The sequence below is a fragment of the Pseudoalteromonas sp. NH0006-26 genome (assembly GCF_057552415.1).
Genome location: NZ_BAAJMJ010000005.1, coordinates 43,543 through 68,733, shown reverse-complemented (window position 1 = coordinate 68,733; position 25,191 = coordinate 43,543). Strand labels below are relative to the sequence as shown.

General features: G+C 41.7%; 16 protein-coding genes and 6 tRNA genes. 5 read left to right on the top strand and 17 right to left on the bottom strand.

From position 1 onward, the window contains the following. Positions 1-163: 163 nt before the first annotated feature. The gene (locus AC27JR_RS09130) at positions 164-1,222 is read right to left on the bottom strand and encodes a hypothetical protein (protein WP_487173389.1); all 1,059 of its coding nucleotides are present in this window, start codon (positions 1,220-1,222) and stop codon (positions 164-166) included. 328 nt (positions 1,223-1,550) lie between these two features. Between AC27JR_RS09130 and AC27JR_RS09125 the strand changes: the two genes are divergently transcribed. Together AC27JR_RS09125 and AC27JR_RS09120 are read left to right on the top strand one after the other, a co-directional pair. Continuing rightward, positions 1,551-2,840 carry an amidohydrolase gene (locus AC27JR_RS09125; RefSeq protein WP_487173388.1) on the top strand — a complete coding sequence of 430 codons (1,290 nt, stop codon included), beginning with the start codon at positions 1,551-1,553 and terminating at the stop codon, positions 2,838-2,840. 131 nt (positions 2,841-2,971) lie between these two features. Next, positions 2,972-3,604, top strand: a complete 633-nt coding sequence (locus AC27JR_RS09120; protein ID WP_487173387.1) for a trimeric intracellular cation channel family protein — start codon at positions 2,972-2,974, stop codon at positions 3,602-3,604. A 13-nt stretch (positions 3,605-3,617) separates the two neighbouring features. Here AC27JR_RS09120 and recD read toward each other — a convergent pair whose 3' ends face one another. The 7 genes from recD to AC27JR_RS09085 all read right to left on the bottom strand — a co-directional run bounded on the left by recD (position 3,618) and on the right by AC27JR_RS09085 (position 18,411). Next, positions 3,618-5,636 carry an exodeoxyribonuclease V subunit alpha gene (gene recD / locus AC27JR_RS09115; RefSeq protein WP_487173386.1) on the bottom strand — a complete coding sequence of 673 codons (2,019 nt, stop codon included), beginning with the start codon at positions 5,634-5,636 and terminating at the stop codon, positions 3,618-3,620. Beyond that, positions 5,633-9,199 carry an exodeoxyribonuclease V subunit beta gene (recB, locus tag AC27JR_RS09110; RefSeq protein WP_487173385.1) on the bottom strand — a complete coding sequence of 1,189 codons (3,567 nt, stop codon included), beginning with the start codon at positions 9,197-9,199 and terminating at the stop codon, positions 5,633-5,635. Before recB ends, recD begins: the two co-directional genes overlap by 4 nt. Further along, a complete protein-coding gene (gene recC / locus AC27JR_RS09105) occupies positions 9,186-12,485 on the bottom strand; it encodes an exodeoxyribonuclease V subunit gamma (protein ID WP_487173384.1) in 3,300 nt (1,099 codons plus the stop codon). Before recC ends, recB begins: the two co-directional genes overlap by 14 nt. Positions 12,486-12,651: 166 nt before the next feature. Continuing rightward, positions 12,652-13,713, bottom strand: coding sequence for an alkaline phosphatase D family protein (locus AC27JR_RS09100; RefSeq protein WP_487173383.1), 1,062 nt, complete (start codon positions 13,711-13,713; stop codon positions 12,652-12,654). After that, the gene (locus AC27JR_RS09095; protein WP_175611403.1) at positions 13,710-14,840 is read right to left on the bottom strand and encodes an alkaline phosphatase family protein; all 1,131 of its coding nucleotides are present in this window, start codon (positions 14,838-14,840) and stop codon (positions 13,710-13,712) included. Before AC27JR_RS09095 ends, AC27JR_RS09100 begins: the two co-directional genes overlap by 4 nt. A 58-nt stretch (positions 14,841-14,898) precedes the next feature. After that, complete coding sequence (locus AC27JR_RS09090) at positions 14,899-17,172, bottom strand: TonB-dependent receptor domain-containing protein (protein ID WP_487173382.1); 2,274 nt, start codon at positions 17,170-17,172, stop codon at positions 14,899-14,901. A 195-nt stretch (positions 17,173-17,367) separates the two neighbouring features. Continuing rightward, positions 17,368-18,411 carry an alkene reductase gene (locus AC27JR_RS09085; protein ID WP_487173381.1) on the bottom strand — a complete coding sequence of 348 codons (1,044 nt, stop codon included), beginning with the start codon at positions 18,409-18,411 and terminating at the stop codon, positions 17,368-17,370. A gap of 157 nt (positions 18,412-18,568) precedes the next feature. Between AC27JR_RS09085 and AC27JR_RS09080 the strand changes: the two genes are divergently transcribed. From AC27JR_RS09080 to AC27JR_RS09070, 3 genes are all read left to right on the top strand, one after another. After that, positions 18,569-19,147, top strand: coding sequence for a TetR/AcrR family transcriptional regulator (locus AC27JR_RS09080; protein ID WP_076919146.1), 579 nt, complete (start codon positions 18,569-18,571; stop codon positions 19,145-19,147). 66 nt (positions 19,148-19,213) lie between these two features. Continuing rightward, positions 19,214-19,603, top strand: coding sequence for a DUF2750 domain-containing protein (locus tag AC27JR_RS09075; protein WP_487173380.1), 390 nt, complete (start codon positions 19,214-19,216; stop codon positions 19,601-19,603). A gap of 281 nt (positions 19,604-19,884) precedes the next feature. After that, positions 19,885-21,534 (top strand): sensor domain-containing diguanylate cyclase, encoded by a 1,650-nt coding sequence (locus AC27JR_RS09070; protein WP_487173379.1) that lies wholly within the window; start codon positions 19,885-19,887, stop codon positions 21,532-21,534. A 51-nt stretch (positions 21,535-21,585) separates the two neighbouring features. On the opposite strand, the gene AC27JR_RS09065 is transcribed toward AC27JR_RS09070, so the two are convergent. The 9 genes from AC27JR_RS09065 to pal form a co-directional block, all read right to left on the bottom strand. After that, positions 21,586-21,675 (bottom strand) — tRNA-Ser (locus AC27JR_RS09065). Positions 21,676-21,845: 170 nt separating this feature from the next. Beyond that, entirely contained in the window at positions 21,846-22,886 is a 1,041-nt protein-coding gene (gene nadA / locus AC27JR_RS09060) for a quinolinate synthase NadA (protein ID WP_487173378.1), read from the bottom strand. A 148-nt stretch (positions 22,887-23,034) separates the two neighbouring features. After that, positions 23,035-23,110: transfer RNA gene (locus AC27JR_RS09055), tRNA-Lys, on the bottom strand. Between the two features lie 65 nt (positions 23,111-23,175). Continuing rightward, a tRNA-Lys gene (locus AC27JR_RS09050) sits at positions 23,176-23,251 on the bottom strand. 65 nt (positions 23,252-23,316) lie between these two features. Further along, positions 23,317-23,392 (bottom strand) — tRNA-Lys (locus tag AC27JR_RS09045). A gap of 70 nt (positions 23,393-23,462) precedes the next feature. Then, positions 23,463-23,538, bottom strand: a tRNA-Lys gene (locus tag AC27JR_RS09040). A gap of 70 nt (positions 23,539-23,608) precedes the next feature. Beyond that, positions 23,609-23,684: transfer RNA gene (locus AC27JR_RS09035), tRNA-Lys, on the bottom strand. A 171-nt stretch (positions 23,685-23,855) separates the two neighbouring features. Beyond that, positions 23,856-24,608 (bottom strand): tol-pal system protein YbgF, encoded by a 753-nt coding sequence (gene ybgF, locus AC27JR_RS09030; protein WP_131690821.1) that lies wholly within the window; start codon positions 24,606-24,608, stop codon positions 23,856-23,858. A 13-nt stretch (positions 24,609-24,621) separates the two neighbouring features. Next, positions 24,622-25,158: a peptidoglycan-associated lipoprotein Pal gene (gene pal, locus AC27JR_RS09025; protein WP_008114144.1), complete on the bottom strand. Its 537-nt coding sequence runs from the start codon at positions 25,156-25,158 to the stop codon at positions 24,622-24,624. Positions 25,159-25,191 lie beyond the last annotated feature (33 nt).

Genomic DNA, 25,191 nt, shown 5'->3' with positions numbered 1-25,191 from the left:
GTTATTTATCCTATAACATCAATTCGCAATAGCAGTTAATCATTGTTAGAGCGATAACCTGTTGCTATTTGCATTCAGGTTTTCTTACCTAAAAATAAATCACTGAATAAAGCGAATTAATATAAAAAGCGTGCAGCATATAAAGCCGCACGCACAATCACATTTATGGGATCACATTATATATAAGTGCTGATGCACTCAAATTATCTGAGCCTTTTACATAACGGTATTGTTTTTTCCAAAACCAGCTACCGGTGGTTTCATCTACAGTTTCATATCCTAATGTATCACCAGCTACGCTAATATTATTCATCGCCACCGTTACGTTACCTTGGCGCTGCGCTTGTTGAATTTCGTTATGGCTGTAGCTGTTAGTCATCATTAATGGATAATGGTATGGCATGAAGCTAATAACAGCATCACCTTGTGAAGTTAAACGCCCATTGGTGTCAATATTGGCACTACAACTACCAAATGAGCTTACCGAGCTTGCGCCACATGATGAGTGAGTAGCGACTACCGAATCATCGTTACCACGTAAAAAGCCTGCCGTTAAACCTAAGTAAGCATTACCATCGGCCACAAAACGTAATCGTGGTGTACGCGCATCAGGTAATGGCGCAATTCTGCGTGCATTATTAACTTTTAAATCGTGTAAAACACCTACCGCTTCATTAACCTCACTGCCTAGCCACCATGTTAATGCAGCATCAACTGCAAAATTCCATGATGCGCCGTTTAACGCGCTCACCGCTAAGTCGGCTAACTCACTGCCGCCACCAGCACCCGCCAAATCAAAGGTCGCTATAATATTAAGCGGTTTTAAACCCGCGTTTTCTAGCCAGTTTTCTTGGTTATCTATGATATATCGGGCAACTAAATCACCGGTTGAGTGGGTTACAAACACACAGCCTGGTTCGCATAGATTTGAACGAGAGATCTGTTGTAGCTTGGGCCATACCCAATCTGTGGTAATTTTGCCTTCTATTCGCTCATATGCAGGCCAATCAATACGCTCATCTGCACGATTCACCCAATAAGACTGCCAATAACTTTGACCGTCATTTACCACATCACTGCCTGCTTTATTAGTAAGCTGAGATACTTGCAAGCCATGAATTAAAACTACTTTATACTCTTTACTGAGCGCAGAAAAACTCATTAAGAGTCCTATTGCGGCTGCAAATAAAGTCGCGCGTTTAAATATGTGTGTGTTATTCATATTAATCCTTAACTGATTCAATATTTTTATTATGCTTAGCTTATTACACGCTGATGTCAGTGCATGATAAAAGCAATGCACTGACCAGTATTGGGAACAAACTCAAAAAATGCAACATTTTGTTATCATTTCCACCGTTAAAGCTAAACATCTGCACTAAAATACGACAAAAGCGCTAAACTATTGTGCTAAACAAAATAGCAATAAATACTTTTTTAAGCAGCTTCAACAAACTTTTCTTGGACTGCGATTAACTATTAAACAACACTACTTTTTATTGATGTAATAGCGTAAGTTAATTACACACGATGAAAACCAAGGAATTAAAATGATAAAAAAAATAATTTTTGGCAGTGTTTTATTTACTGCTATTTCAGCGCCTAGTTTTGCTAGTAGCATTAACACCCAACTTGAACATGCAACACAAAGCGTGAGTGAAAAAGTCATTACATGGCGTCGGCATTTGCATCAATATCCAGAGCTTAGTAACCGTGAATTTGAAACCGCTAAGTACATTACTAACCATTTAAAATCACTGGGTCTTGAAGTACAAACTGGTGTTGCGCATACCGGAGTTGTGGCTAAATTAAGCGGTGGTAAAAAAGGCCCTTTAATCGCCCTTCGTGCCGATATGGATGCTTTACCCGTTACCGAACAAGTTGATTTACCCTTTGCATCTAAACAAACCTCAACCTATCGTGGTAATGAAGTAGGCGTTATGCATGCCTGCGGGCACGACACTCATGTTGCTATTTTAATGGCGGTAGCAGAGTCACTGGTAAAAATAAAAGATCAGTTAGCGGGTGAGGTACTGTTTGTATTTCAACCGGCTGAAGAAGGTGCCCCCGAGGGAGAAGAAGGTGGCGCTGAGCTAATGCTAAAAGAAGGTTTATTTAAACAAAAGCCAGAGGCGGTATTTGGCTTACATGTCACCAGCTCACTTAATACTGGTCAAATTGGCTTTAGAGAAGGGCCACTAATGGCCAGTGAAGACTCTTTCACAATTAACGTAACGGGTCGTCAAACCCATGGCTCGCGCCCTTGGAATGGCGTAGATCCCATAGTTGCTTCATCACAAATTATAATGGCAACTCAAACAATCGCCTCACGCCAAGTTGATGTAACTAAAGCACCTTCTGTGATTTCGTTTGGCGCGATTAATGGCGGCATACGCTCAAATATAATCCCTGATAGCGTCGAGCTAATTGGAACAATTAGAACCTTTGATCAAACTATGCGCGCCGATATTAAAAAACGTTTAGCTAAAACCGCTGAGCTGGTTGCCGAATCCGCTGGTGCAAAAGCCGACGTGCATATAGATCACGGTTACCCTGTAACAGTAAATAATGTTGCACTGACTCAAAAAATGACCCCTACGCTTGCCCGTATTGCTGGCGCTGACAACATTATTACCACAGATTTGATTACCGGTGCAGAAGACTTTAGTTATTATGCGCTAGAAACCCCTGGACTGTTTTACTTTTTAGGCGTCACTCCAAAAGATCAAAACGCTAAAACGGCGCCAAGTAATCATTCACCTCAGTTTTATGTTGACGAAAATGCCTTACAACTTGGCGTAAAATCATTATCTCAACTGGTCGTTGACTACTTACAATAACAACCCATCATAGAAGCACAGGGCTAATAACCTGTGCTTATGTTATAGAGAGTGTTATTCAGCTAATATAAACCCCCTATCACTTACCTTTAATATCTAATATAAATTCTCAACTTGGTAAGGACACCTCAATGACGGCAGAATATTTTAACTTTTTGAGCCTTATTGGCGTCGCATTTTTTGCAATTTCAGGTGCGTTATTAGGCCATGACAAAGACATTGGTGGATTTGGTGTTGTCGTTGTTGGCTCAGTCACTGCGTTAGGTGGTGGCACACTAAGAGACATTCTTCTTAACCAACCTGTATTTTGGATAGCCAACCCCGATTATTTATACGCTACCTATGGCGCTATTTTTGTCACCGTTATGTTTATTCGCCACTTGCCCGACCTGTCTAACTATTACATGTTGCTGGTTGACGCTATTGGTATGGCTATTTTTAATGTGGTCGGTATTGAAAAAGCACTCATTGAAGGCACAACCATGGTGGTTGCGCTTACAATGGGAATGACAACGGGTATATTTGGCGGCTTAATACGTGATGTGATCTGTAGAGAAGTACCGCTGGTGATGCGCGAAGAACTTTACTCCACCGCGTGTTTTGCAGGAGGCTTAACCTATGCCACGCTATTTTTATTAGAAGCACCTTATTTATGGTGCATTATAGGTTCATTATTGGTAACCGTTTTTCTAAGATTGGGCGCACTGCATTTTGGCTGGCAACCCAACGTTTTTAGAAAGCGAACCCCAAAAATAAACGATTAGTATAAGTATGGCTTTACACTAATCGCTCATACAAGCCTGACGCCCGTGATACACTTTTACCCATGGCCAGTTGCAGCACTTTTTTATCTGCCACCAACTCAAAGGTATGCTTTGCCCGGGTAATTCCCGTGTACACTAATTGCCTATTAATACCGATACTCGCCTGCTTGAGCGGTGGTAATACCATCGCTGTATAACTGAACTCTGAGCCTTGGGATTTATGAATGGTCATTACATAGACTTTATCGTGCGCCGGTAATCGTGCGGGCGAAAATGCCCGTTCATTGCCTTGCTCATCAATAAACAGTGCCTTGAGTTGACCGCTATCATCGGGCATTAAAATCCCTATATCACCGTTAAATAATTTTAGCTGATAGTCGTTTTGGCTAACCATTATCGGCATCCCTATATAATGCCGCTGATTAGGGTTAACGCTTATTAAACCTTGCTGCTGTAATACCCGTTCAATACGCTGGTTTAAACTATTAACACCATAATCGCCTTCACGAACCGCAGCCAGTAACTGATAACTGGCAAAAGCTGCATGTATTTGTGCAACACTGGCATCTTGGGCTATCAGTGTTAGGTAATTAGCATAATGACTTGCGGCACTATTTACTAACTTTTCAATCGGTGTGGAAACAAAATCATAGTCTAAAATAATATCGCTAAAATGCCCTTCGCTGCTTTGTTGTTCAACATAGTTTAATATTCCTCGGTTGTTGGTATTTACAGCCAGCGCCAATTGACCAATACCGCTTTTTGCATCAAACCGATAGCTATGTTGTAAAAAAGCAATGCAGTCAGCGAGTTTAAACTCACTTTGAGTTTGCGCGTTGAGTTTAATGGCGCCATTAAAGCACAGCGTGTTCAATTGCTCGCAGCGTACTTTCGAATAATGTGGTGTTTGCCCAAGCACTAACCCTTGGCATAAATCACTCATTACGCTGCCAGTATCAACCGAGGCAAGTTGGTCTTTATCACCGAGTAAAATCAATCGGGCATGATCTGGCAAAGCCTCGATTAATTTAGCCATAAGTGATAAGTCGACCATACTGGCCTCATCAATAATCAGCACATCAACATGCAGCGGATTGCTTTTATCGTGCCGAAATTTATTGGTAAATGGCTTAACTCCTAACAAACGATGAATGGTTTGCGCACTTTGCGGGATCAACGCGTTAATCTCATCCGGTATTTCACTAAGCTTATTTTTAGCCCCTAAAATTGACTCGGTTAGTCGTGCCGCTGCTTTACCGGTGGGTGCTACTAATTTTATGCTCAATGGCGCCGCTTGATATAACGACTGCAAAATCGCTAACAGCTTTGTCACCGTGGTGGTTTTACCGGTACCAGGCCCGCCCGTGATCACACTAAAACCTTTTGTAGCGGCAATGGCACACGCTACTTTTTGCCAATCAATATCAATACTCGGATCATCAGGAAAGTAGCGAGTTAATAACTGGGCAAGTACTGCATCATCAATGTTAAGTTGTCGCTCGCTCATTGTCAGTAATCGTTGGGCAAGGGTCTGTTCATAGCCTGCTAAACGAGAAAAATATAACCGTTGATTAAACAATTGCAGCGGTTTTTGATCCCCAACACTGTGATGTGAGAGTAAATAACCTATTGCCGCCTCAGTCGTAAAGTCATTACTAAATGGGCTCAGAGTGTCAGGCTGCGTGCCTTCTAGTTTAGTAAAGTCGCTTTGACGTAAATTAAACGGATTAGTCCAATCAACCTCTGTTAGGGTTAAACAGCTATGCTGGCTTTGCTGTGATAAACACATCATTAAAATTATATAAAAGAGGTCGTCATACCCTTGCTGTGCGTTTGTGCCACTGAGTAATTCAGCCAGTTTTACATCAACCACACGCACTCTATGTTCGTCCGTTAAATACGTTAGCAACGGCACGACTTTAATACTTTCGCTGGCCTGCATCGTTGGCTGTGCTGTTGTGAGCACAGGTTCATCTATAGGGGCATCATCTAAGTCATCAAACAAACCCGGTTGTTGATTTAAATCACTCATAGCATGGCTCCTTGGCTAAACAAGCCATCTAAAATAACGACTTGATCTGCACTTAGCTGTTTAAAGTACACTCCCTCACCTGCTGGCATACCGCGTAAAAAAGTATAATAAACACCGCCTAAATGCGCCTCTATTGAATAATCGGGAATTCGCTGTTTAAGCAAGCGATGCAGCGCTACGGTATAAATTAAATACTGTAAATGATATTGGTGACTGGTCATTGCTTGCTCTAGCTGCTCAGACACATAATCGGCAGGGGTGCTGCCCAAATAATTCGATTTATAATCTAAAATATAATACTTGCCTTGGTAGCAAAAAATTAAATCAATAAAGCCTTTTAGTAACCCTTTCACATGGGCAAACTCAAGTTTACTTTGGTTAAAGCCAAAATGTTTAATCAACACTTCATTAAGCTTAGGGGCACTGAGGCTGCTAAGCGGTAAATTAAACTCCATTTCTACTAAACAGTCACTTGGCGCTAATTGGCTCAAACTTAAATTATTCTCGCTGTTTAATGGGCAATTAAGTGCATCGAGTATCCATTGCTCGGTAATTTGCTGCCATTGCTCATCGATATGGTATTTTTCAAAAGCACGCTCAATCACAGCCGTTAAGTTTTGCTCTGTATTCGTGGGATGATTTACCGGACTGGTAAAATCAAGCTGCTCAAATATTTCGTGCAAACAACTCCCTGGTTTTGCACCCTTAGGAAAGCTATACGGTGAAGGAAGTTCATCTTGCTGCACGGCAAACTCATCTCTTTGATGATCTTCATCACTGCGCCCTGGAGCAAGTTGCTCTGCATGCTTTTTAAAGCTCAAGGCACTAAAGCTGGTTGCTCGCCAATCACGTTCAATCTGCGCCGTTACTGTATTAATAAGTAAATCGTGTTGTTTAGTGTCACTGTTATTTAAGCGAAGTATGCCCTGCTCAACTAGTTCGCCAGAGGTAAATTGCTGATATTGCATAGCATGATTAGCCTCACAAAATTCACTTAAATGGGTGCGCCACACTTGGCTGCTGGTTATTTCTAACCCTGAGAACAATACATGCCCCAGCGCACTACTTTGAATCGCTAAGCGGCTACTTTGCCCTTGAGAAATGTTATACACGCCTAGCGAACAAAAATGCACTGCACGGGTCAGTGCCACATAAAGCAAACGTAAATCTTCTGCTAAACGTTCTTGCTCGGCTTTTTGCAGGGCATCTTCATCTTTACTTAAATCGTAAATCAGCTTGCCGTTTTGATGATAAAGCGCGTCTTTAGTTTCACGATAACCACTAGCAAATGGCATAAATACTAAGGGGTATTCAAGCCCCTTAGAAGCATGCATAGTCACAATTTTAACTAAGTTCGCATCACTTTCTAAGCGAACTTGCACTGTTTCGCCATCTTGCTGGCTCAGCTTTTGCGCAAACCAACGTAATAAACGAAGTGTCCCTTCAAGCTCAATTTGTTTTTGCTGCAGTATTTCGCCAAGGTGCCTGAAGTCGGTAAGCCACCGCTCTACGTTATAGCCCAAACCTTGCCATTTGGCACTGAGCTGATTATGACTCAGTAAGCGTTCAAGCATTGCCATTGCCCCTTGCTTGTGCCAAATATGGCTAAGTTGAGCAAAAAAGTTTAGGTGTTCTTGCCAGCTATTTTCATCATCGGCTAGAGCAAAAATATCGTTATAGCTTAAACAAAATAACGGGCCGGCTAATACACCGCGTAGTAATGCCTCATCGTACTGACCATGCAAAGCCGTTAAAAAATTGAGCAAATGATGACTCAACTCTTGGCTAAATACACTGTCGCGAGACAAATACACACTGGCAATATTAGCTTTACTGAGCGCTTGCTTCATTATTTGCGCTTCAACGCGGTCGCGCACCAAAATACAAATATCAGCAGCACTGACAGGGTTAGCGCCAATGCAGGCAACACCTTGGTTTGCTTGCTCAAGTAAAGTAACTATTTTATTAGCAAAATGGGTGGCTAAATGTGCTTGCCCTACGCCTTTACTGGTCGGCTTATTTTTTTCATCGCCGGCTTCATCTACAAACACATTAAACTCAAACGCGGTGGCAGGTTTACCGTCAATTAAAAACGACTGTTCTGCTTTTTTTCCTTTCGCTTTCACTTTATTAAATGGAATGGCGTCGTTATAAATAAAGCTATTGTCGTATTTGCTAAATAAGCTATTTACGCTATTTACAATATCACTACTTGAGCGAAAGTTAGTGCCCAATGTAAATTGTTGTGGCTCATCTACCGCTTCTTTTGCGCCAATGTAGGTAAATATATCTGCGCCCCTAAACCCATAAATTGCCTGTTTGGGATCGCCTATCATAGCTAAAGTGGTATTGCTTTGAGCATAAATTTTACTAAAAATACCGTACTGAATCGGGTCAGTATCCTGAAACTCATCTATCATTGCCACCGGAAATAACTGCGCTATTTTTTGTGCGAGTACATCACCTTGTTCACTCTTTAAGGCACTGTGTAAATTAGTCAGTAAATCGTCAGGGGTGATCACGCTTTGTTCTTGTTTGCGTTTAACTATGGCCGCTTTTACCCAGCTCGCCGCATATTGCACTATCGCAATTTTTAGCCCTTGGTTGATGGTGTTGTTAAGTGCGGCTAAGGCATCGAATTGGCTAATAAGTGGATGCGTCAGTAATGTGCCATTTTTTTTATAATTAGCTGCATTACTTAAGTTCTCGCTACTCCACACCTCAAACGAATACTTACTGGTACCAAATTCAAAAAAGTCATCATTGCCTAAACAAAATGCTTCAAGTGCAGCAAGACTGCCCTTTCGCCCAGGTGTTTTTGAGCCACTTAAATCGGATGCTTTAACAGCACCAATAAACTCTTGCTCTAGGCAGGCTTTTTTAAAGGCTGGAACACGCGCCAAGTATTCATCTCGCGCTTGCCATACCGCATCTAAACTAACTTGCGGGGTTATCTCTGCGTTCGCCTTATCTAAAATACTACTTACATGACTAAATAGTGATTCGGGTGCGGAAAATACCGCTAAAATCGCATCTGTTCTTTCTTTACTAAGTGGGTATACAAACGCGCGCCAAAAGTCTTTTATGGTTTCAAGCAGAATATCGCGCTCATCTAAAATGAACTCTAAGTTAAATGCCACACCGGATTCAAACGCATGCTGCTTTAGCATTCGCTGACAAAAACCGTGAATGGTAAAAATAGCTGCTTCGTCCATTGATTTAGCTGCGGCATCGAGTAAGTCAAATGCACGGTGCTTGTCATCAACGCCCGCTATTACACCCTCAATTAGCTCATCATTAGGTACTTGCCCCAGTAAAGCATCACGCGCGGCAATAATACGGCTGCGAACTCGGTCTTTAATTTCTTGCGTGGCGGCATCGGTAAAGGTTACTACCAAAATTTGCTCAACGCTCAATGGCGTATTCAGCTCACCGGGTATTTGCATGCCCAACAAATAGCGCAAATACAAACCCGTTATCGTGTAGGTTTTACCTGTGCCTGCACTGGCTTCAATTAAGCTTTGCCCTGATAATGGCATAGTGAGTGGATTAAGCGCTTGCATAGTCACTCTCCTTGGCGTGCTCAAATAATGGGGCGAGTAGCTTATCGCTCCAATGTATAAATTCGTCTTGGCAGTCATTAAGTGATTGCACCGTGAGACGAATATAAGGGTTTTCTCCTTCGCCTCGGCCAATATACTGTGGACTAAATTTACTGTTGGCTTTTGCCATATCACCACCGCTTTTTACGTATTCATAACCACTTACCGGAAAAAACGCCACGGGCTTGTTGCGTAATGCTTTATAAAGCGCAAACCAATCTGCGAGCAGTAAATCGGCATCGGCTTTACTCATTGGGGCAAAGCTAATTTGCTTATCTAAACCCAGTAATAAGGTTTCAACCTCCTGTTGCATGCTTTGTGCAGCAAGGTGATAAATAAAGCCTTTAATTAAATCTTTAGCTTTAATACTGGCACTACGATAAAACACTTGTTTTTGCATATACACATGGTTTAGCCAGCCTTCAATGGTGGTATTTTCAAGCGACAGTAACACTTCTATCGGTTCGCTTTTACCCGCTTTTACTTGTTGTTTTACTTGCCCTGCAAGCGCATCAACGCGATGTTGCATGTTCTCATAAATTAAGCTGCCAACATGAGCTTGCGGCAACTCACCGCGCTGCAGTATTTGTTCGGTACTTAGTGGAATATCGTTAATATTAGCTTCAAGTATTTCATCAAGGTAAAAATAACGGCGCAGCGCATCTAAGCTAAACGGTTCTTCATCTTTGGCTATGTCGTTAAATTGCGGCAAACGTAACCCTAAGCTTTGCTGATAAAAGCTCTCTTGGGCATGGCACACACTGCGAATAAACACATCAAGATCAAGCAACTCTGGAGGCGTTACATCAAGCGTAGTAATTGCTTTTGGCTCAATGGCCTCGCTAGGCAGCCAAATTGGGTTATAGCTGTGGTTGTTAAGTCCTGCCTGTTCAGCGCTCGCTGGCAAATAGTACTGACTATTAAAAGGTTGAAGATGTTGCTGGCTAATAAGACAATCTGGCAAGGATTTATCACTGGGTTCGCTAAGTTTAAAGCTGCGACCTATGTATTCTAACAATTCACTGACAAGCGTTGATGGCATGCGCGGCTGGTTATCAAAACATGATCGGCCAATGTAGCTCATGTATAAATTATCTCGGGCACTTAATAGCGCTTCTAAAAAGAGGTAACGGTCATCGAGTTTTCGTGAACGGTCACCTTTTTGCTTTTTAGAATACGGCACTAAATCAAATCCGATTGGCTGCACCGTGCGCGGGTAATCGGCATCGTTTAAGCCTAGCATACATACCACTTTAAAGGGTACGGCGCGCATGGGCATGAGGGTACAAAAATTCACTTGCCCCACTAAAAATCGCTGGCCGACACCTTTCTCTTGTATGCCTTGTTTAATTAAATAGCTAACAATGCGCTGCGATACGGCCTCACTGTAATCACCGTTATCGTGGTGCTTACCTATATCTTCGAGTACTTTTTGCAGTACTAATAAATCCCAACTGTCGTCGCTTTCGCTCTCATAAATAGTATTGAGCAGCTCACTTAAAATTTGCGCTTTATTGGTGAGTGTGTCATCGGGGGTGAGCTTAGCTTTAAAGTCTTGCAACACATCAATAAAATGTACCAGCTTGTTGAGTGTATCGAGCGCCATGCCCTCAACCTCATCGGCACTGTAAATACCATTAAATGGGCATTGCTCATCGCGCATGGCAATACCCAGTAGTAGCCGGTTTAAGCCATGTTGCCAAGTGTTAAGCTCAATTGCGGGTAAATCAAAGCTACTTTTATGTTCAGCGTTTACGCCCCATTTAACGCCAACGCGCTCCAACCAATACTGAATTTGCTCATATTCATGCGCTTCTAAGCCAAATTTTTCAGCAATTTGGGTAACCTGTAATAAATCGAGAATATCCGACACGCCAAAGCGCGAAAACGGTAGGTTAGCTAAACTAGCAAACGAACTCAGTACTGGCTTTTCTTGCTCTATGGCTAAATCGGCTAGCGCATAAGGTATAAATCGGCTGCCCTGTGCACCACCAAAAACTGCTTCAATATAAGGGCTGTAGGTACCAACGTCGGGCATCATCACGATGATGTCTTTGGGGGTAAGCGCTGGGTTCTGATTAAACAAATTAAGTAAGTAATCGTGCAAACGCTCTACTTCTCGAAGTGGTGTATGGCAATCGCTAAGTGTAATGCTTGCATCGTTTACACTTATTGGCAGCTTGCCCTCATCGTTAATAAACCATTCTTTGTTATCGGTGAGCGACTCACCTTTAAAGGCAAGTTGGTAAATTTCACTTTGCACTTGGCCAAGTAAGCTGTCGTCAAATGCATCTATAAAGCCATCAATCCAGCGGGCATCAAGCTGCACTAGTTGCTCAAAATAATCGCGGCCGAGTTTACCCCACGACGATAACAGCGGATTACCAATAAAATAGTATTCCTCATCGGGGTTGGTGTGCTTTTTTTGCTGTGCTTCCACCAGCGGCATTTTGGCATATTTAGCGGTGATTTTAGCCGCTGTTTTTTCATCAATTATATCGCCCCAATAATGCTCGCTGGGGTTAAAAAAGAACAAAAACACTTCAGTTTTTTTACTCAAGGCTTCAAACACCTCAAGCTGCGAGCTGGCAATCGCCGATATGCCAAATAAACTAATGCGTTTTGGTAATAAGCTGCTATCCATGCTCTCAAGTGCACTGAGTAACTGCCCTTGCATATTGGCACGGTGAAATTGGCTTTGCCCCAGCTGCTTGCTTAATTTGACGATACGACGCCATAAATCGGGTTGCCAAGGCGCAATCGTTATATCAACATCGTCAAGCGTATCAACACCACTATCCCAAGTGGCTATCCAATGGGGGCGATACATTAAATATTGGTCGTACACATCGGCTATTTTTTCACATAGGGCAAAGGTTTTTTGGCCGTCAATATCCCCCTCTAAATAGGTTTTTAGGGGTAAATACAGTGGCTCGTCAATACAAGTAGGTAAAATTGCAAACAGTTTCCAAGCAAGGTTCGGTTTATTAAACGCCGACTCTTTAGGCACGTTTGGCAATAGTTGCTGGTACAACTGCCAAATAAAGCTCGACGGCAGCGGAAAGTCTACCTGCGCAGCTACGCCTAAATTTTCACTTAAACCAATTTTTAGCCACTGCGACATACCCGGCGATTGCACTAACACCACTTCTTTATCAAATGGGCTTTGCAATGGGTTTACTTTTAATAGCTGATGAAACTGCGCTTGCAGGGCTTCCATACGGTTTGATTGAATAATATTGAGCATACGATACCAGCCTTACTTGAGATAAAGCCAGTGTAAGATATTTTCAATTTAAGCGGTAGCACTAAGGGGAAATTGGCACTAATAAATCAGCAAGTTAGCCCACCAATAGATGAACTTTTAAACGCACTACTTTAACTGCAGTGCGTTTATTATTTAAATGGTGATGCTATTTATAAGGACTAATACTTGAAAGACTAAAATCACTTTGCATAATAACTTGGCCATCAATGCCTTTAAGCTTTAATGAAATAGCAGGGTCGACTTGTTGCCAGTCTATGCTTAAATCACCATAGTTAACATTATGTGTGTAATCACCGACACGATGCTGGTTAGGGCTAACGCCTTTCCACTTTTCTGTCAGACCTGAGCTGGTCATTTCAATAAGTGGGTAATCAAGATTGTGTTGATACCTTGAAATCTCGCCCCAGTGAGTATCGCCACTAATAATAATCACACCATTTACTTGGTGTTTTTTAATTAGCGCAAATAAACGATTTCGATCCTCAGGAAAATTTGCCCACGACTCCCAGCCGGTAAAATCAGGCAGTAACTGCAAGCTCGACGCTATTAGCTTTATTGCCGCTGGCTTTTTCAGCTCGGCTTCAAGCCATTGCCACTGTACCTCCCCTAGCATTGACGCGCCTTTAACTTCAGTTGGACTGTACGGGCCTTGGTTATTTGCTTTTCGCTTGGTGTAATACTCAATCTCGCTAACAGAATTAAGTGTGTCACGATTAAAGCGTAAATCTGGCATGATCACCTGCACGGTTTGCTCGCCTTCGCCATACATGTACGAGGTATAAATACCATCAGGGCGGGTACGGCGTTTTGAATTAGCAGGTTCTTGCCAAAAATCGAGCATGATTTGCCGCGATGCTTCTTTATGCGGATACTCTTTCCCCGCGTCATTTTGACCATAATCGTGATCATCCCACATAGCTATTATTGGTGTTTGTGCGCGTAGTGCTTTAAAGCCTGGCTTTGCTCCAAGGCGTTGGTATTTATTTTTAAGCACAGCCATGTCGTTAGTATCGCCATAAATGTTATCGCCTAAAAATATAAATAAATCACTCTGCTCTTTATTTATCGCATTAAAGATAGGGATGTCTTTATCTTGATGCCCGCAAGAACCAAATAATATTTTAGACGGCGCAGCCATTGCTCCACTGCTAATCACAATAGTCAGTGACAGTGCAGAATACTTAAAGGTTTTTAGCAACTGTTTCATTTTAAAATCTCATTAATAGCCGGTGCCATATTGGGGTTAATTATGTGTGGGTTTTGCCCAAGTGCTTTTAAAACGGTGGCGGCAACTTGCGCTTGTTTAAGCTCGTTTTTAGTTTTAATTAAACCGTTATTTTTAATTGCAGGGCCAATAGCTGCAAGCCAAATATGCTCAGAGCCTACTATACCTTTAGGAAACACATCTGCGCCTAGGTTAAGCTCTAGCAATGCTCGACGAGAGCTGTGATGCTGCCAATCACTGGCATGACTTCCACGGCCGTGATCGGTAGTAACAATTAACGTGGTATTATTTTTATAACCTGCAGTACTTTGAATGGTTTGCCATAAATCTTTTAAAAATGCATCACTTTGTTTGGCCGACTTTAAGTAAGCATCGTAATGGCCATCGTGAGCAAAGTCGTCAGTCTCTCCTAAACTAATCACCAGTAGTCTTGGTTTTTTTGCCAGCATATACGCTTTGGCAAATCGATAGGTAAAACTATCAAACCGCACATTATGCCAAGGGCTAGGTATCTCTGTTTGTAGCGCATTAAGTAGCGCTGCGTCGGCAAATAAATCATCAGCAACGGGCATAAACCCCGCATTCACCTGCACCTTGCTGCGCTGGGTATTTACAATGAAAGGAAACACATCCCAACTACCAAATAATGCGGTGCTGTTTTTAAATTCAGGTTGGGCGTTTAAACGCTCTAAAATAGTTTTATTTGGGTTGAATACCTTGTCGTTACTGTTGATACTTTCATCCACTTCGCCAGTGAGAATTTCGTTATATCCAGGGTATGAAAAATACCACGGATTACTCACCGACATAGTTGAGCCTTTAGCCCTATCGCCAATAATAACGCCTTGTTTTGCAATGGTTTGAGTTAAAAATGGCATTAACAACTGTTGACGCTGTTGCGGACTTTCATGCCAAAATTCATTGCTTAATTGTGCTGGCTGCTTAACAAACTCTTTTTTATTAATCAGCTTGTTATCGGCACCATTGAATACTTCTTGCCAGCGAACCCCATCTAAAGTTACCAACACCACATTTTGCGGTGCAGCCAAAACCGCCTGACTGTTAAGTAAAGCCAAACCGATTATTAGTATTGTTATTATTGTTTGCATACACACCTCGTTTAATAAAAAGCCCATCAATGATGGGCTTAATTACGTTTATTACGTTTTAAAACGTGGCGGTTAACGTCACGGCTGCTGTGCGTGGGGCGCCAATAAAGTAAGTGCTCCCATTACCTGTGCCGCCTGCTAGGTAGCTTTCATCAGTAATGTTGTAAACCACAAAAGCAATATCAACGGCTTTGAATGGGCCAGCATTAACTTCGGCTGCATAGCCTGCATTTAAATCAAGCACGGTATAGCTATCTACATCGCCACGCTCACCAGTGTATTTAGCCGATAAACCAAAGCGGAAATCGCCACTGTAGTAATCGGTTGATAGCACAAATAAATCATCCACTGAGTCAATTACTTTGCCTCCTGCTTCAAACCCTGGCGCATCGCCTTTGTATTCAGAGCTATTATTGGTGTATGAGCTATATACATTCCACTCATTATTAAGCATGTAACTTGCTGACAGCTCTAAACCTTTGGATTCAATACCTCCCACATTTAGGTACGAGCCGTTAGTACCTATGGTGTAATCTATACCGCCGGTGTCGCTGCCTGGTGCTATAAAGGTGATACGGTTATCAAATTCAATTGAATAGGCCGTTGCCGTTAGTTTAAGTGCATTATTTTGATAGCGTACACCTAGATCAATATTTTCAGCGGTTTCTGGCTCAATAGCTGATAAATCAGAGCTGTCGCGTTCAAGCACACCATCTTTAATGGCAGCAAAGTTTTCGCTATAGCTGGTAAATAACTCAGTATTACTGTTTAACTGATATAAAATACCGCCACTAAATAGAAGGTCTGAATCACTGTTTACTTTAGCTGTTGTCGCATTTTGATAATGGTCATACTTTTCTATGTCTACTAAGTACTTTTTAACCCCTAGATTAAGGGTTAAGTCGCCAAATGCCATTGAGTCTTGGGCGTACCATTTAAGGGTATCGGTTTCAAAGGTGTTTTTGTATTGCGTCCAGTATGGGGTGTTATCAAAGTGATGATGAATGCGCGCATCTATAACTTTATGCCAATCACGCGACTCATCACGGTCACTTTGCTCATACCAAAAACCCGCTTCAATATCGTGCATGCCAAAGGTCGCTTGATAATTAGCAGTTACCCCTAAACGATCTTTATTATAATGTGTATGACGATAAGACATAACTGGCGTGGCATCAGCGTCGTAACATGCAGGGTTAAGCTCAGGACCCGACTCCCACGGCCAGTTTAAGCTTGCTGTACAACCTGCGTTGGGGGCAAGTGGATTGCCATTACTATCTGTAAAGCCATAAGACCCTGCGTTTGTGCCACCTTCTGTGGTTGGGTTACCATTTTCATCTACAGGGGATGTTAAATAAGGAGGGATCCAATCGCCACGGCCAGAATTTTTATGGTAATACGGGCTAATTGTTAACAATGAGGTAGGTGAAATCGCGTATTCAAACTTTAAATACCCTAGAGTATTTTCACGCAGCGTGCCCCAACCTTCTGCAAACATTTGGTCAAAGTGCGGAACGCCTGTCCAGTTCCATGTTAGTTGATCCCAATCTGGAGTTTGTTCAAATTGTGCCAAGCTCACGCTGTTGTAATTCGTCTCGCTTACATCATCGTAGGATAAACGCCCTGTTATAGTTAACTCATCAAGGGTGGTGACAAATTTCGCCTCAGCGTGTTGATTATCTTTACCACCATTGCTACCCGAACCAATCCAACGGCTAGTATCGGTTTGCGAGTAACTTACATACGCTTGAGTATTATCGAAAATGGTGCCAGTTTCGTGTTTAACGTAATAGCGGCTCGCGTCATGGCTGCCTGAGGTATATGCAAAAGTGGTGCTTTTTTCAACGCTAGGCGCTTTACTTACAAAGTTAAAAGTACCGCCTAGTGCCTCTAAAGAGGCTGATTTAATATCTGAAGTGCCTTGACCTACTTCCACGGTGATTAAATTTTCGCTATCTAGGTAACGATTCGCTTTAGCACCACCGCCATAATTAGAACCGCCATTAGGAATACCGTCTACCGTCATACCTAATTGCTGCTGGTTTGAGTCAATACTAAAACCACGCATGGTAATAGTGGTTGACCAATCGTCGCCGCCAAATGCGTCGCCTTCGTTTATGCTAATGCCAGGTAAGTTATCTATTACTGATAACACACTCGATACCGAGCTTTGTTGCTCAAGCATGGCAGGTTCAATAACGTTGTTTGCATAACTGGTTGGTTTTGCAGTAACGGTTACTTCTTCTATCACGTTATCGTTAGCATAAGCTGAAGTTGATACCGCCATGGCCACAGCCATGCTCAAAATCGATTTATTTTTTAAAGCGTACATTGTTGTCCCGTTTGATTCTAATTATAAAAGGTAATTATGAAAGCGGGCACAGTCTAATTTTTAAATATGACAACGAGGGGGAACTTTATTGACAGCAAGGTTAAACAATTATGAGTAAATTATGGCAAATAAATGTATAAAAAAAGACACCCATATTTGCCCATGAGTGCCCTATCGTTTTTACTAAATTAGTTACTATTTCAATTCAGCTAGCATTTCGTCACTGTAAGCTGTGACTTCTTCGCCGTTTTTAATTTTGCTAATGTAATCTGGGTTAGCTATAAGCGGGCGACCAATAGCAATTAAATCAAATTTATTGTCGTTAATCGCTTCTTTCGCAGTTTCAAAACTATAACTACCTACACCCACTAAGGTACTTGCATAACCAGCTCGTAAAAATTCAGAGGTTGATTTACCTTCTAGTGAATCAAAACGCATGCTGTCGTCAAAAATACCACCGTGTAAATAAGCTAACTTGCGGTTTTCAAGCTCAGGTAATAAGTAATCAAATACTGCTTTATCGCGATTGTCTTCGCTCATATTAAAATAAGCACCTGGCGTTAAACGCATTGCGGTGCGCTCATTGCCTACTACATTAATAACTGCATCGGTTACTTCCAGTGCAAAGCGCGACATGTTTTCTGGTGTTTGGCCGTACTCGTCATCACGTTCATTTGCCGCATAATGTAAAAATTGGTCAATTAAATAGCCATTTGCACCGTGAATTTCTACGCCGTCAAAACCCGCTTCCAGCGCATTTTCTGCCGCTTTAGCGTAATCGGCCACTAAGCCTTTAATGTCGTCTTTAGTTACAGGTTTTGGCGTAACATAAGTCAGCTCACGCATACGCGGTACTGAGCCATCAACACCTATAGCCGAAGGCGCCAGTACATCACCCCCAAAAAAGTGTGGGTGAGCTACACGGCCAACATGCCAAAGTTGTGCAAACATTTTTCCGCCATTGGCATGTACAGCGTCAGTGACTTTTTTCCAACCTTGAATTTGTTCGCTGGTGAAGATACCCGGTGTATTTGGATAACCTTGAGCATCAGCACGGATAATAATGGCTTCACTAATAATTAAGCCTACATCAGCACGGCGAGCGTAGTAATCAACCATGGCTTGTGTTGGCACTAAATTGTCATCTGCCATACAGCGAGTCAGTGGAGCCATAAGTACGCGGTTTTGCAGTTCAATGCTGTTATTTAATTTAAAAGGTGAAAGTAAGTCAATCGACATAATATTTATCCTTTGTTGAATGTACATTCAAGATAAGGTCACTTGAATGAATATTCAAGTATAATTTTGAAACTTTGTTTAAGATTGCGTAAACTGCCACCTAGGCCTAAGAAAAATAAATTTATTCATTACTACTCTCTCCACTAAAAGAGTCATTATGAGAACTGCAGAATTTGATAAAGAGTTTGTACTACGCCAAGCTATGGCCATGTTTATGCTGCATGGCTACGCAAAAACCAGTATGCAAAAACTGACTCAAGCCACCCATTTACATCCGGGTTCTTTGTATGGGGCATTTGGTAATAAAAAAGGCATTTTTTTAGCCGCCACGGAGCAATACCAAACCGATCGCAATACACAGTTTACGGCGCTGTTTGAGCACAGTAATTGTATTTTAGATACACTGAAACAATACCTTAATATCATTGTGCAAGAATGTATTGACGGCGAAGCAACTAAAGTGTGCTTGCTTACTAAAAGCATTAGTGAGGTGGAGGGTAACGATCCACAAATTTGCCAGGTATTACGTACTAATTTAACGGCGTACGAGCACGCCTTTGCGCAGCAATTACAAAAAGCGATAGATAATAAAGAAATTACCAATGGGCGAAGTGCCATAGAGCTAGCACGATTTTGTGTTATGGGTATTTATGGATTGCGTACTTACGCATTAACAAATCAAGACCCCGACGCACTAAACCAACTAGCCGATGAGCTGCTTGCAGCCATCAGCTAAACTTAATTTTAAAGCGCAGTATGTCGCTGCCTTTTGTATTCCCCCCACAGTGAGAGAGAGCCAAAAATGACCACTGACAATTTATCAAAGCAAGACGACGTAATTTTAGGCCTTGGCGCAAAAAAACGACTCGCATACATGTACGAAACCGTGCAGCAGTTTAAGCAAGTGTGGATTTTAAATGATGACGACGGCTGCGTCATGCTCACTAACGAAGACGACGACTGTGTGCCTGTATGGCCAACCCGTGAGTTTGCACAAGCATGGGCAACCGGCGAATGGGAAGGATGTACACCTAAAGCAATTCCAACAGCAGATTGGTTTAGCCGCTGGACGCCAGGCCTTGAAGAAGACGACTTACTAGTTGCCGTGTTCCCTACCGAAGAAGACGACGGCACAATTTTATTTCCTGATGAATTTCAAGCGCAGCTCAATGCTAAACCAAAAAAATATTAAACTGCCCATAAAGCCATTTTGACAAATGGCTTTTTAATTACCTTCTTGTTGTTAGCAATCCTTCAAATATAAACCATCACTAAAAGCAGTCATACAATAGCCAAACTAAATAAATTATTAACCCTTTAATTAATCATTAACTATATTTTTATAATAACAGCTCACCGTTTAGTGATTAAAGTTAGTAACTAAAAAGCAAAAATACGCTAAAGCGGTCATAACTATAATTATTCTGTTAAAAATGCAGTACAATTTTTACCGGTCACTAACTTAGGTATTACATGCGGTACACTTTCAATTTAATATGTTGTTTGCTACTACAAACCATTGGTTTTAGTGCATCTGCTGTAACACTAAACGAACATGACAGCTTACAATTAAAATCAGCTATATGGCATCAAGTAGATTTAGCTAAACCAACCCAAGGTGAGCAACTCGTTAATGCCTATAACAATGTTAATACTCCCATCACTTCGCTGTACAGTGCGCATGGCAGTGCAATAGCAAAAATTAGTTTAACTACAACGAGCGCAGGACGCTGGTATATAATACCCCAAGTTAATTACTTAGATAGTGGCGTTGCTTTTTATCAAGATGCTAGTGGGATCAGAAAAGTCGCTGATTTTTCACAAGATAGTGCCAGCCCATCAGCCATTGTAATGCACAGCCGAGCTTTTGAATTACAACTAGAAGCTAATTCACACGGTGTTTTATGGCTTTATGTTAATGCTAAGCACTTTGCTAAACCTGTTAGTATTAACGTTATTCCTCAATCTAGGTTTGTTAAACTTCAGTTTTATATCAATTCATTAAGCTTAGTGTCTATAACGATAATGCTAACCTTGGCTTGCATGGCCTTGATCATGTTTTTTAAAACACGACATCGCGTGGCATTATTTTGTGCAGGTTACATAGGGTTACATGGCATTGGTTGGGCATTCGCAGCGGGGATAGCTGCGCTACTTTTTAATTACTATGCGATTAACACCCATTACTTTGGCATGTATATTTTTGCCTTTGCTATTGCCTCTGCCAGCTCATTTGCATATTACTTATTTAACTTTGACCAACATACCCGCACTGGTATTAACCGATTTTTAAAGTACTTTTCCATAACGGCACTTGCCTGTGGTTTTTTAAACCTCTTTTTACCCTTTCATTGGGTGTTCTATTTAGCTCACTTCCTCGCTGCAATTTGGGTGTATTTAAGCTTAAAGCTTGGCTTTACAATGCTGGGGATGAAGGACTTTAGAGCGAAATACTTTTTAACTGGCAACCTTGTTTATAGCTTGTCCTTGGTTATTTTTATTTTATCGCACCTAAATTTAATAGAAATAAGTTCACCTGAATTATGGGTGCTTATTGCACTGGCCATTGATTGTATCTGTATTTTGCTTTCTTTATCTGAATGGCTAAAAATAAAGCAAAACAATTATATAAAAGCGCTAGAGTTATCACGCATTGATCCACTCACCAAAGTAGGAAACCGGCTGCAATTACAACAAGTGCTCGATAACTTAGATAATTTTTACCTCATAGTGTTTATAGATTGCGACAATATTAAAAGCGTTAACGATCACCTAGGTCATGCTCACGGTGACAAACTACTCATTGAAGTTACACGGTTAATTAAAAGCGCGTTAGCCGATAAAGGTGAGGTATGCAGAACTGGCGGTGATGAGTTTATTTGTGTGTGTAACGTTAAATCAGCACAACAGCTCGGCCAACTCACCCTGAGCATCAACGAATCGTTAAATTATATTCATCAACAAGTTCAGAAAAACTGGCCGTTATCAGGCGTGAGTTATGGCTTAGCAAGTAGTGAGGAATGTAGTGACTATAAAGCTTGCTTAACCTTAGCCGACCAACGAATGTATACATTAAAACATCAGCGTAAAGACAAAAGCCAAGCCCAACACCAACACGTTTAAGTTATTACAGGCACAAAAAAGGACGTCCTGAGACGTCCTAATATAGAATGATGGTGGAGAGAGAGGGATTCGAACCCTCGTTAGGGATTAACCTAAACACACTTTCCAGGCGTGCGCCTTCAGCCACTCAGCCATCTCTCCACAATGTTGCATTGCAACAGCGCGCTATAGTATGAAATACACTTGCTTGGTGCAAGGCCTTTTTAACATCACGCTTTTAACTGCTCAATAATCAAACTAACCACCTATAAGCAAATAAAAAAGGCGATACCTGAGTATCGCCTTTATCTAATGCATTATATTGCTATTTATTATTTTTCCATATTGGCTGTAAAGTCTAGCATGCGATTTAATGATTTAAGTGCGCCTTCACGCAAATCCATATCAACAAACACTTCTTTACCGCTGGCATCAATCAGTGCTTCCTCAATCGCTTGTAAGCCGTTCATTGCCATCCAAGGGCAGTGAGCGCAAGTTTTACATGTAGCGCCGCTACCAGCCGTTGGCGCTTCAAAAAACTCTTTATCTGGGCATAGTTGCTGCATTTTATAAAAGATACCGCGATCGGTCGCCACAATAAACTTTTTATTAGGCATAGTTTGCGCTGCTTTAATGAGCTGGCTAGTAGAGCCAACAGCATCAGCAAGTTCAACAATTTCAGCCGGTGATTCTGGATGCACCAATACGCCTGCGTCTGGATGCAAGACTTTAAAGTCTTTTAGCGCTTTGGTTTTAAATTCATCATGTACGATACATGCGCCATTCCACATGATCATATCGGCGCCAGTATTCTTTTGAATATAGCTGCCTAAATGCTTATCGGGGCCCCATATAATTTTTTCGCCTTGCTCATCTAAGTGCTCAACTATTTCAAGTGCACACGATGAGGTAACTATCCAATCAGCACGCGCTTTAACCGCGGTAGAGGTATTAGCATACACTACCACTTTACGGTCTGGGTGTTGATCACAAAACGCTGAAAACTCATCCACTGGGCAACCAATATCTAATGAACAAGTCGCTTCAAGTGTTGGCATCACCACGGTTTTGTTAGGCGTTAAAATTTTAGCAGTTTCACCCATAAAACGTACACCCGCGACGATGATCATGTCGGCTTCATGGCGAGCGCCAAAACGTGCCATTTCGAGTGAATCGGCTACACAGCCGCCCGTTTCTTCAGCAAGCGCTTGAATTTCAGGATCAGTGTAATAATGAGCAACAAGTACCGCGTTTTTCTCTTGCAGTAATTGTTTTATACGCGCTTTATATTCGCCTTTTTCGTCTTGTGTTAACGGTGCCGGCTTAGGAGGGAAAATATAACCTTCAGGCATAATAGTTTGAGCTAAACTCATGTTCTCGACCACTTTATTTACAGTGCAATTAATGACGCAAATTATACGAGAAACGAGCGCTAAATAATAGCAATCTAGTCAGGCAGTTTATAAATAAAAATAAGTGAGATACTAGGAGACATTTTATACGGAGAAAGTGTACCAGAAGTGGTGGGTCATGATGGACTTGAACCATCGACCAATGGATTAAAAGTCCACTGCTCTACCAACTGAGCTAATGACCCGCTCTGGTTTACTTATAAAAAGTAAGGCTGCGTAAATCCGCCGATTATAACCATTCAGTAAAGAATGGTGGGTCATGATGGACTTGAACCATCGACCAATGGATTAAAAGTCCACTGCTCTACCAACTGAGCTAATGACCCGCTCTGGTTTACTTATAAAAAGTAAGGCTGCGTAAATCCGCCGATTATAGCCATTCAATTAAGAATGGTGGGTCATGATGGACTTGAACCATCGACCAATGGATTAAAAGTCCACTGCTCTACCAACTGAGCTAATGACCCGCTCTGGTTTACTTGTAAAAAGTAAGTACGCGTAAATCCGCCGATTAGACCATTCTAGTTTAAAAAAGAATGGTGGGTCATGATGGACTTGAACCATCGACCAATGGATTAAAAGTCCACTGCTCTACCAACTGAGCTAATGACCCGCTCTGTGTGTTTGTTAACACATTGCGTAAATCCGCCGATTAAAGACCAAACTTTATTAACAATAAAGAATGGTGGGTCATGATGGACTTGAACCATCGACCAATGGATTAAAAGTCCACTGCTCTACCAACTGAGCTAATGACCCGCTCTTTTTGTCGCATTTCGAGTGGGGTTACCATTCGTTTGCTGCGGGCGCTTATAATACTTATTTATAAAATGAGTGCAACCGAAATTGTCTCTTTTTTTAAGTTTTTATGTCTAGTTGAGCAAATTTAGACCGCTTATGACAAAAAGCAGTCTAATCAAGCATCAACATTTATTTTGATAAGCGATCTGTGGCTAATTTAGCAGCAGTTGTACTTGGGTACTGATTGATAAGCTCATTCAGTATTTTTTGCGCTTCAGCCTTTAACCCTTGCTCTTGTAAAAGTGTACCAAGCTTTAACATTGCATCTGGGCGCTTATTTGAGTTTGGAAATTCGTTAACAACTACTTTGAAATGCTCGGCTGCTTTTACACCGTCATTTTTAATCGTTAATAATTGCCCAAGCCAATAATGTGCGTTCGAGGTGTACACTGAATTTGGATACGTTGTTAAGAACGCTTGAAATTCTGGAATAGCTTGATCATAGCGCTTATCTTTCATTATAAGCGCAACAGCACGCTCGTACGCTTCGTTTTCAGATAAATCACTGCTGTAGCTCTGATCACTACCTGGTTGCGTGTAGTCTGTTGTAGGTGCTGGAGTGGCCGGTTTAGCATATGCTTGGCTAACACGGTTTTCTATTTCTTGATAAAGCTCACGCTGGCGCTGCAATACTTTTTCTAGTTTATAGCTTTGCTCTTCGGTAACACCGCGAATTTGACTCACTTCATCTTGCAGTAAGTTAAGCTGTTGCTGTAACTCTACTTGTAAGAAGTTACGCTGTTGCATCATCTTTTCAAGCGTCGCTAAACGCTTTTCAATGCTCGACTGTGAACTTGCAGCTTCTGAAACAGGAGCGGGAGCAGCCATTAACTGGGTGCTCCCGCTCAATATCATGGCTGCCAAAATAATTTTCGGCTTCATAATATCTCTTATCTTAGTAAACTAGTACCGCACGGCGGTTTTTAGCGAAAGCTTCTTCAGTGCGAGATTTAACCATTGGCTTCTCTTCGCCGTAGCTAACTACTGAAATTTGGCTTTCAGAAACACCTAAACTTTGTAGGTATTTTTCAACTGCTTGTCCACGGTGCTCACCCAGTGCAATGTTGTACTCTGGCGTACCGCGCTCATCTGCGTGGCCTTCGATTAATACTTTAACTGAAGGGTTTTTAACTAAAAACTCAGCGTGTGCACGAAGTAGCTCGCCGTATTGACCTTGAATCGTTGCAGTGTCAAAACCAAAGTAAATGATTTGCTCTTGACGAAGCGCCTCGTACTTTTGACGAAGTTGCTCTTCAGCTTGTTGCTCTGGCGTCATTGTTGCTACTTCAACTGTATCAGTTGTTTGTTCAACAGTTGCTTGGTTTGACTGGTTAGCTGCATTTTCATCGATATCTGAAGATGAGCTACAAGCTGCTAGTGTCATTACTGGCACAGCAATTAGCAGGCCTTTAAGTATTTTGTTAAGTTGCATTGAGTAGATTCCTATTTTGAGTAAACCAGCAAT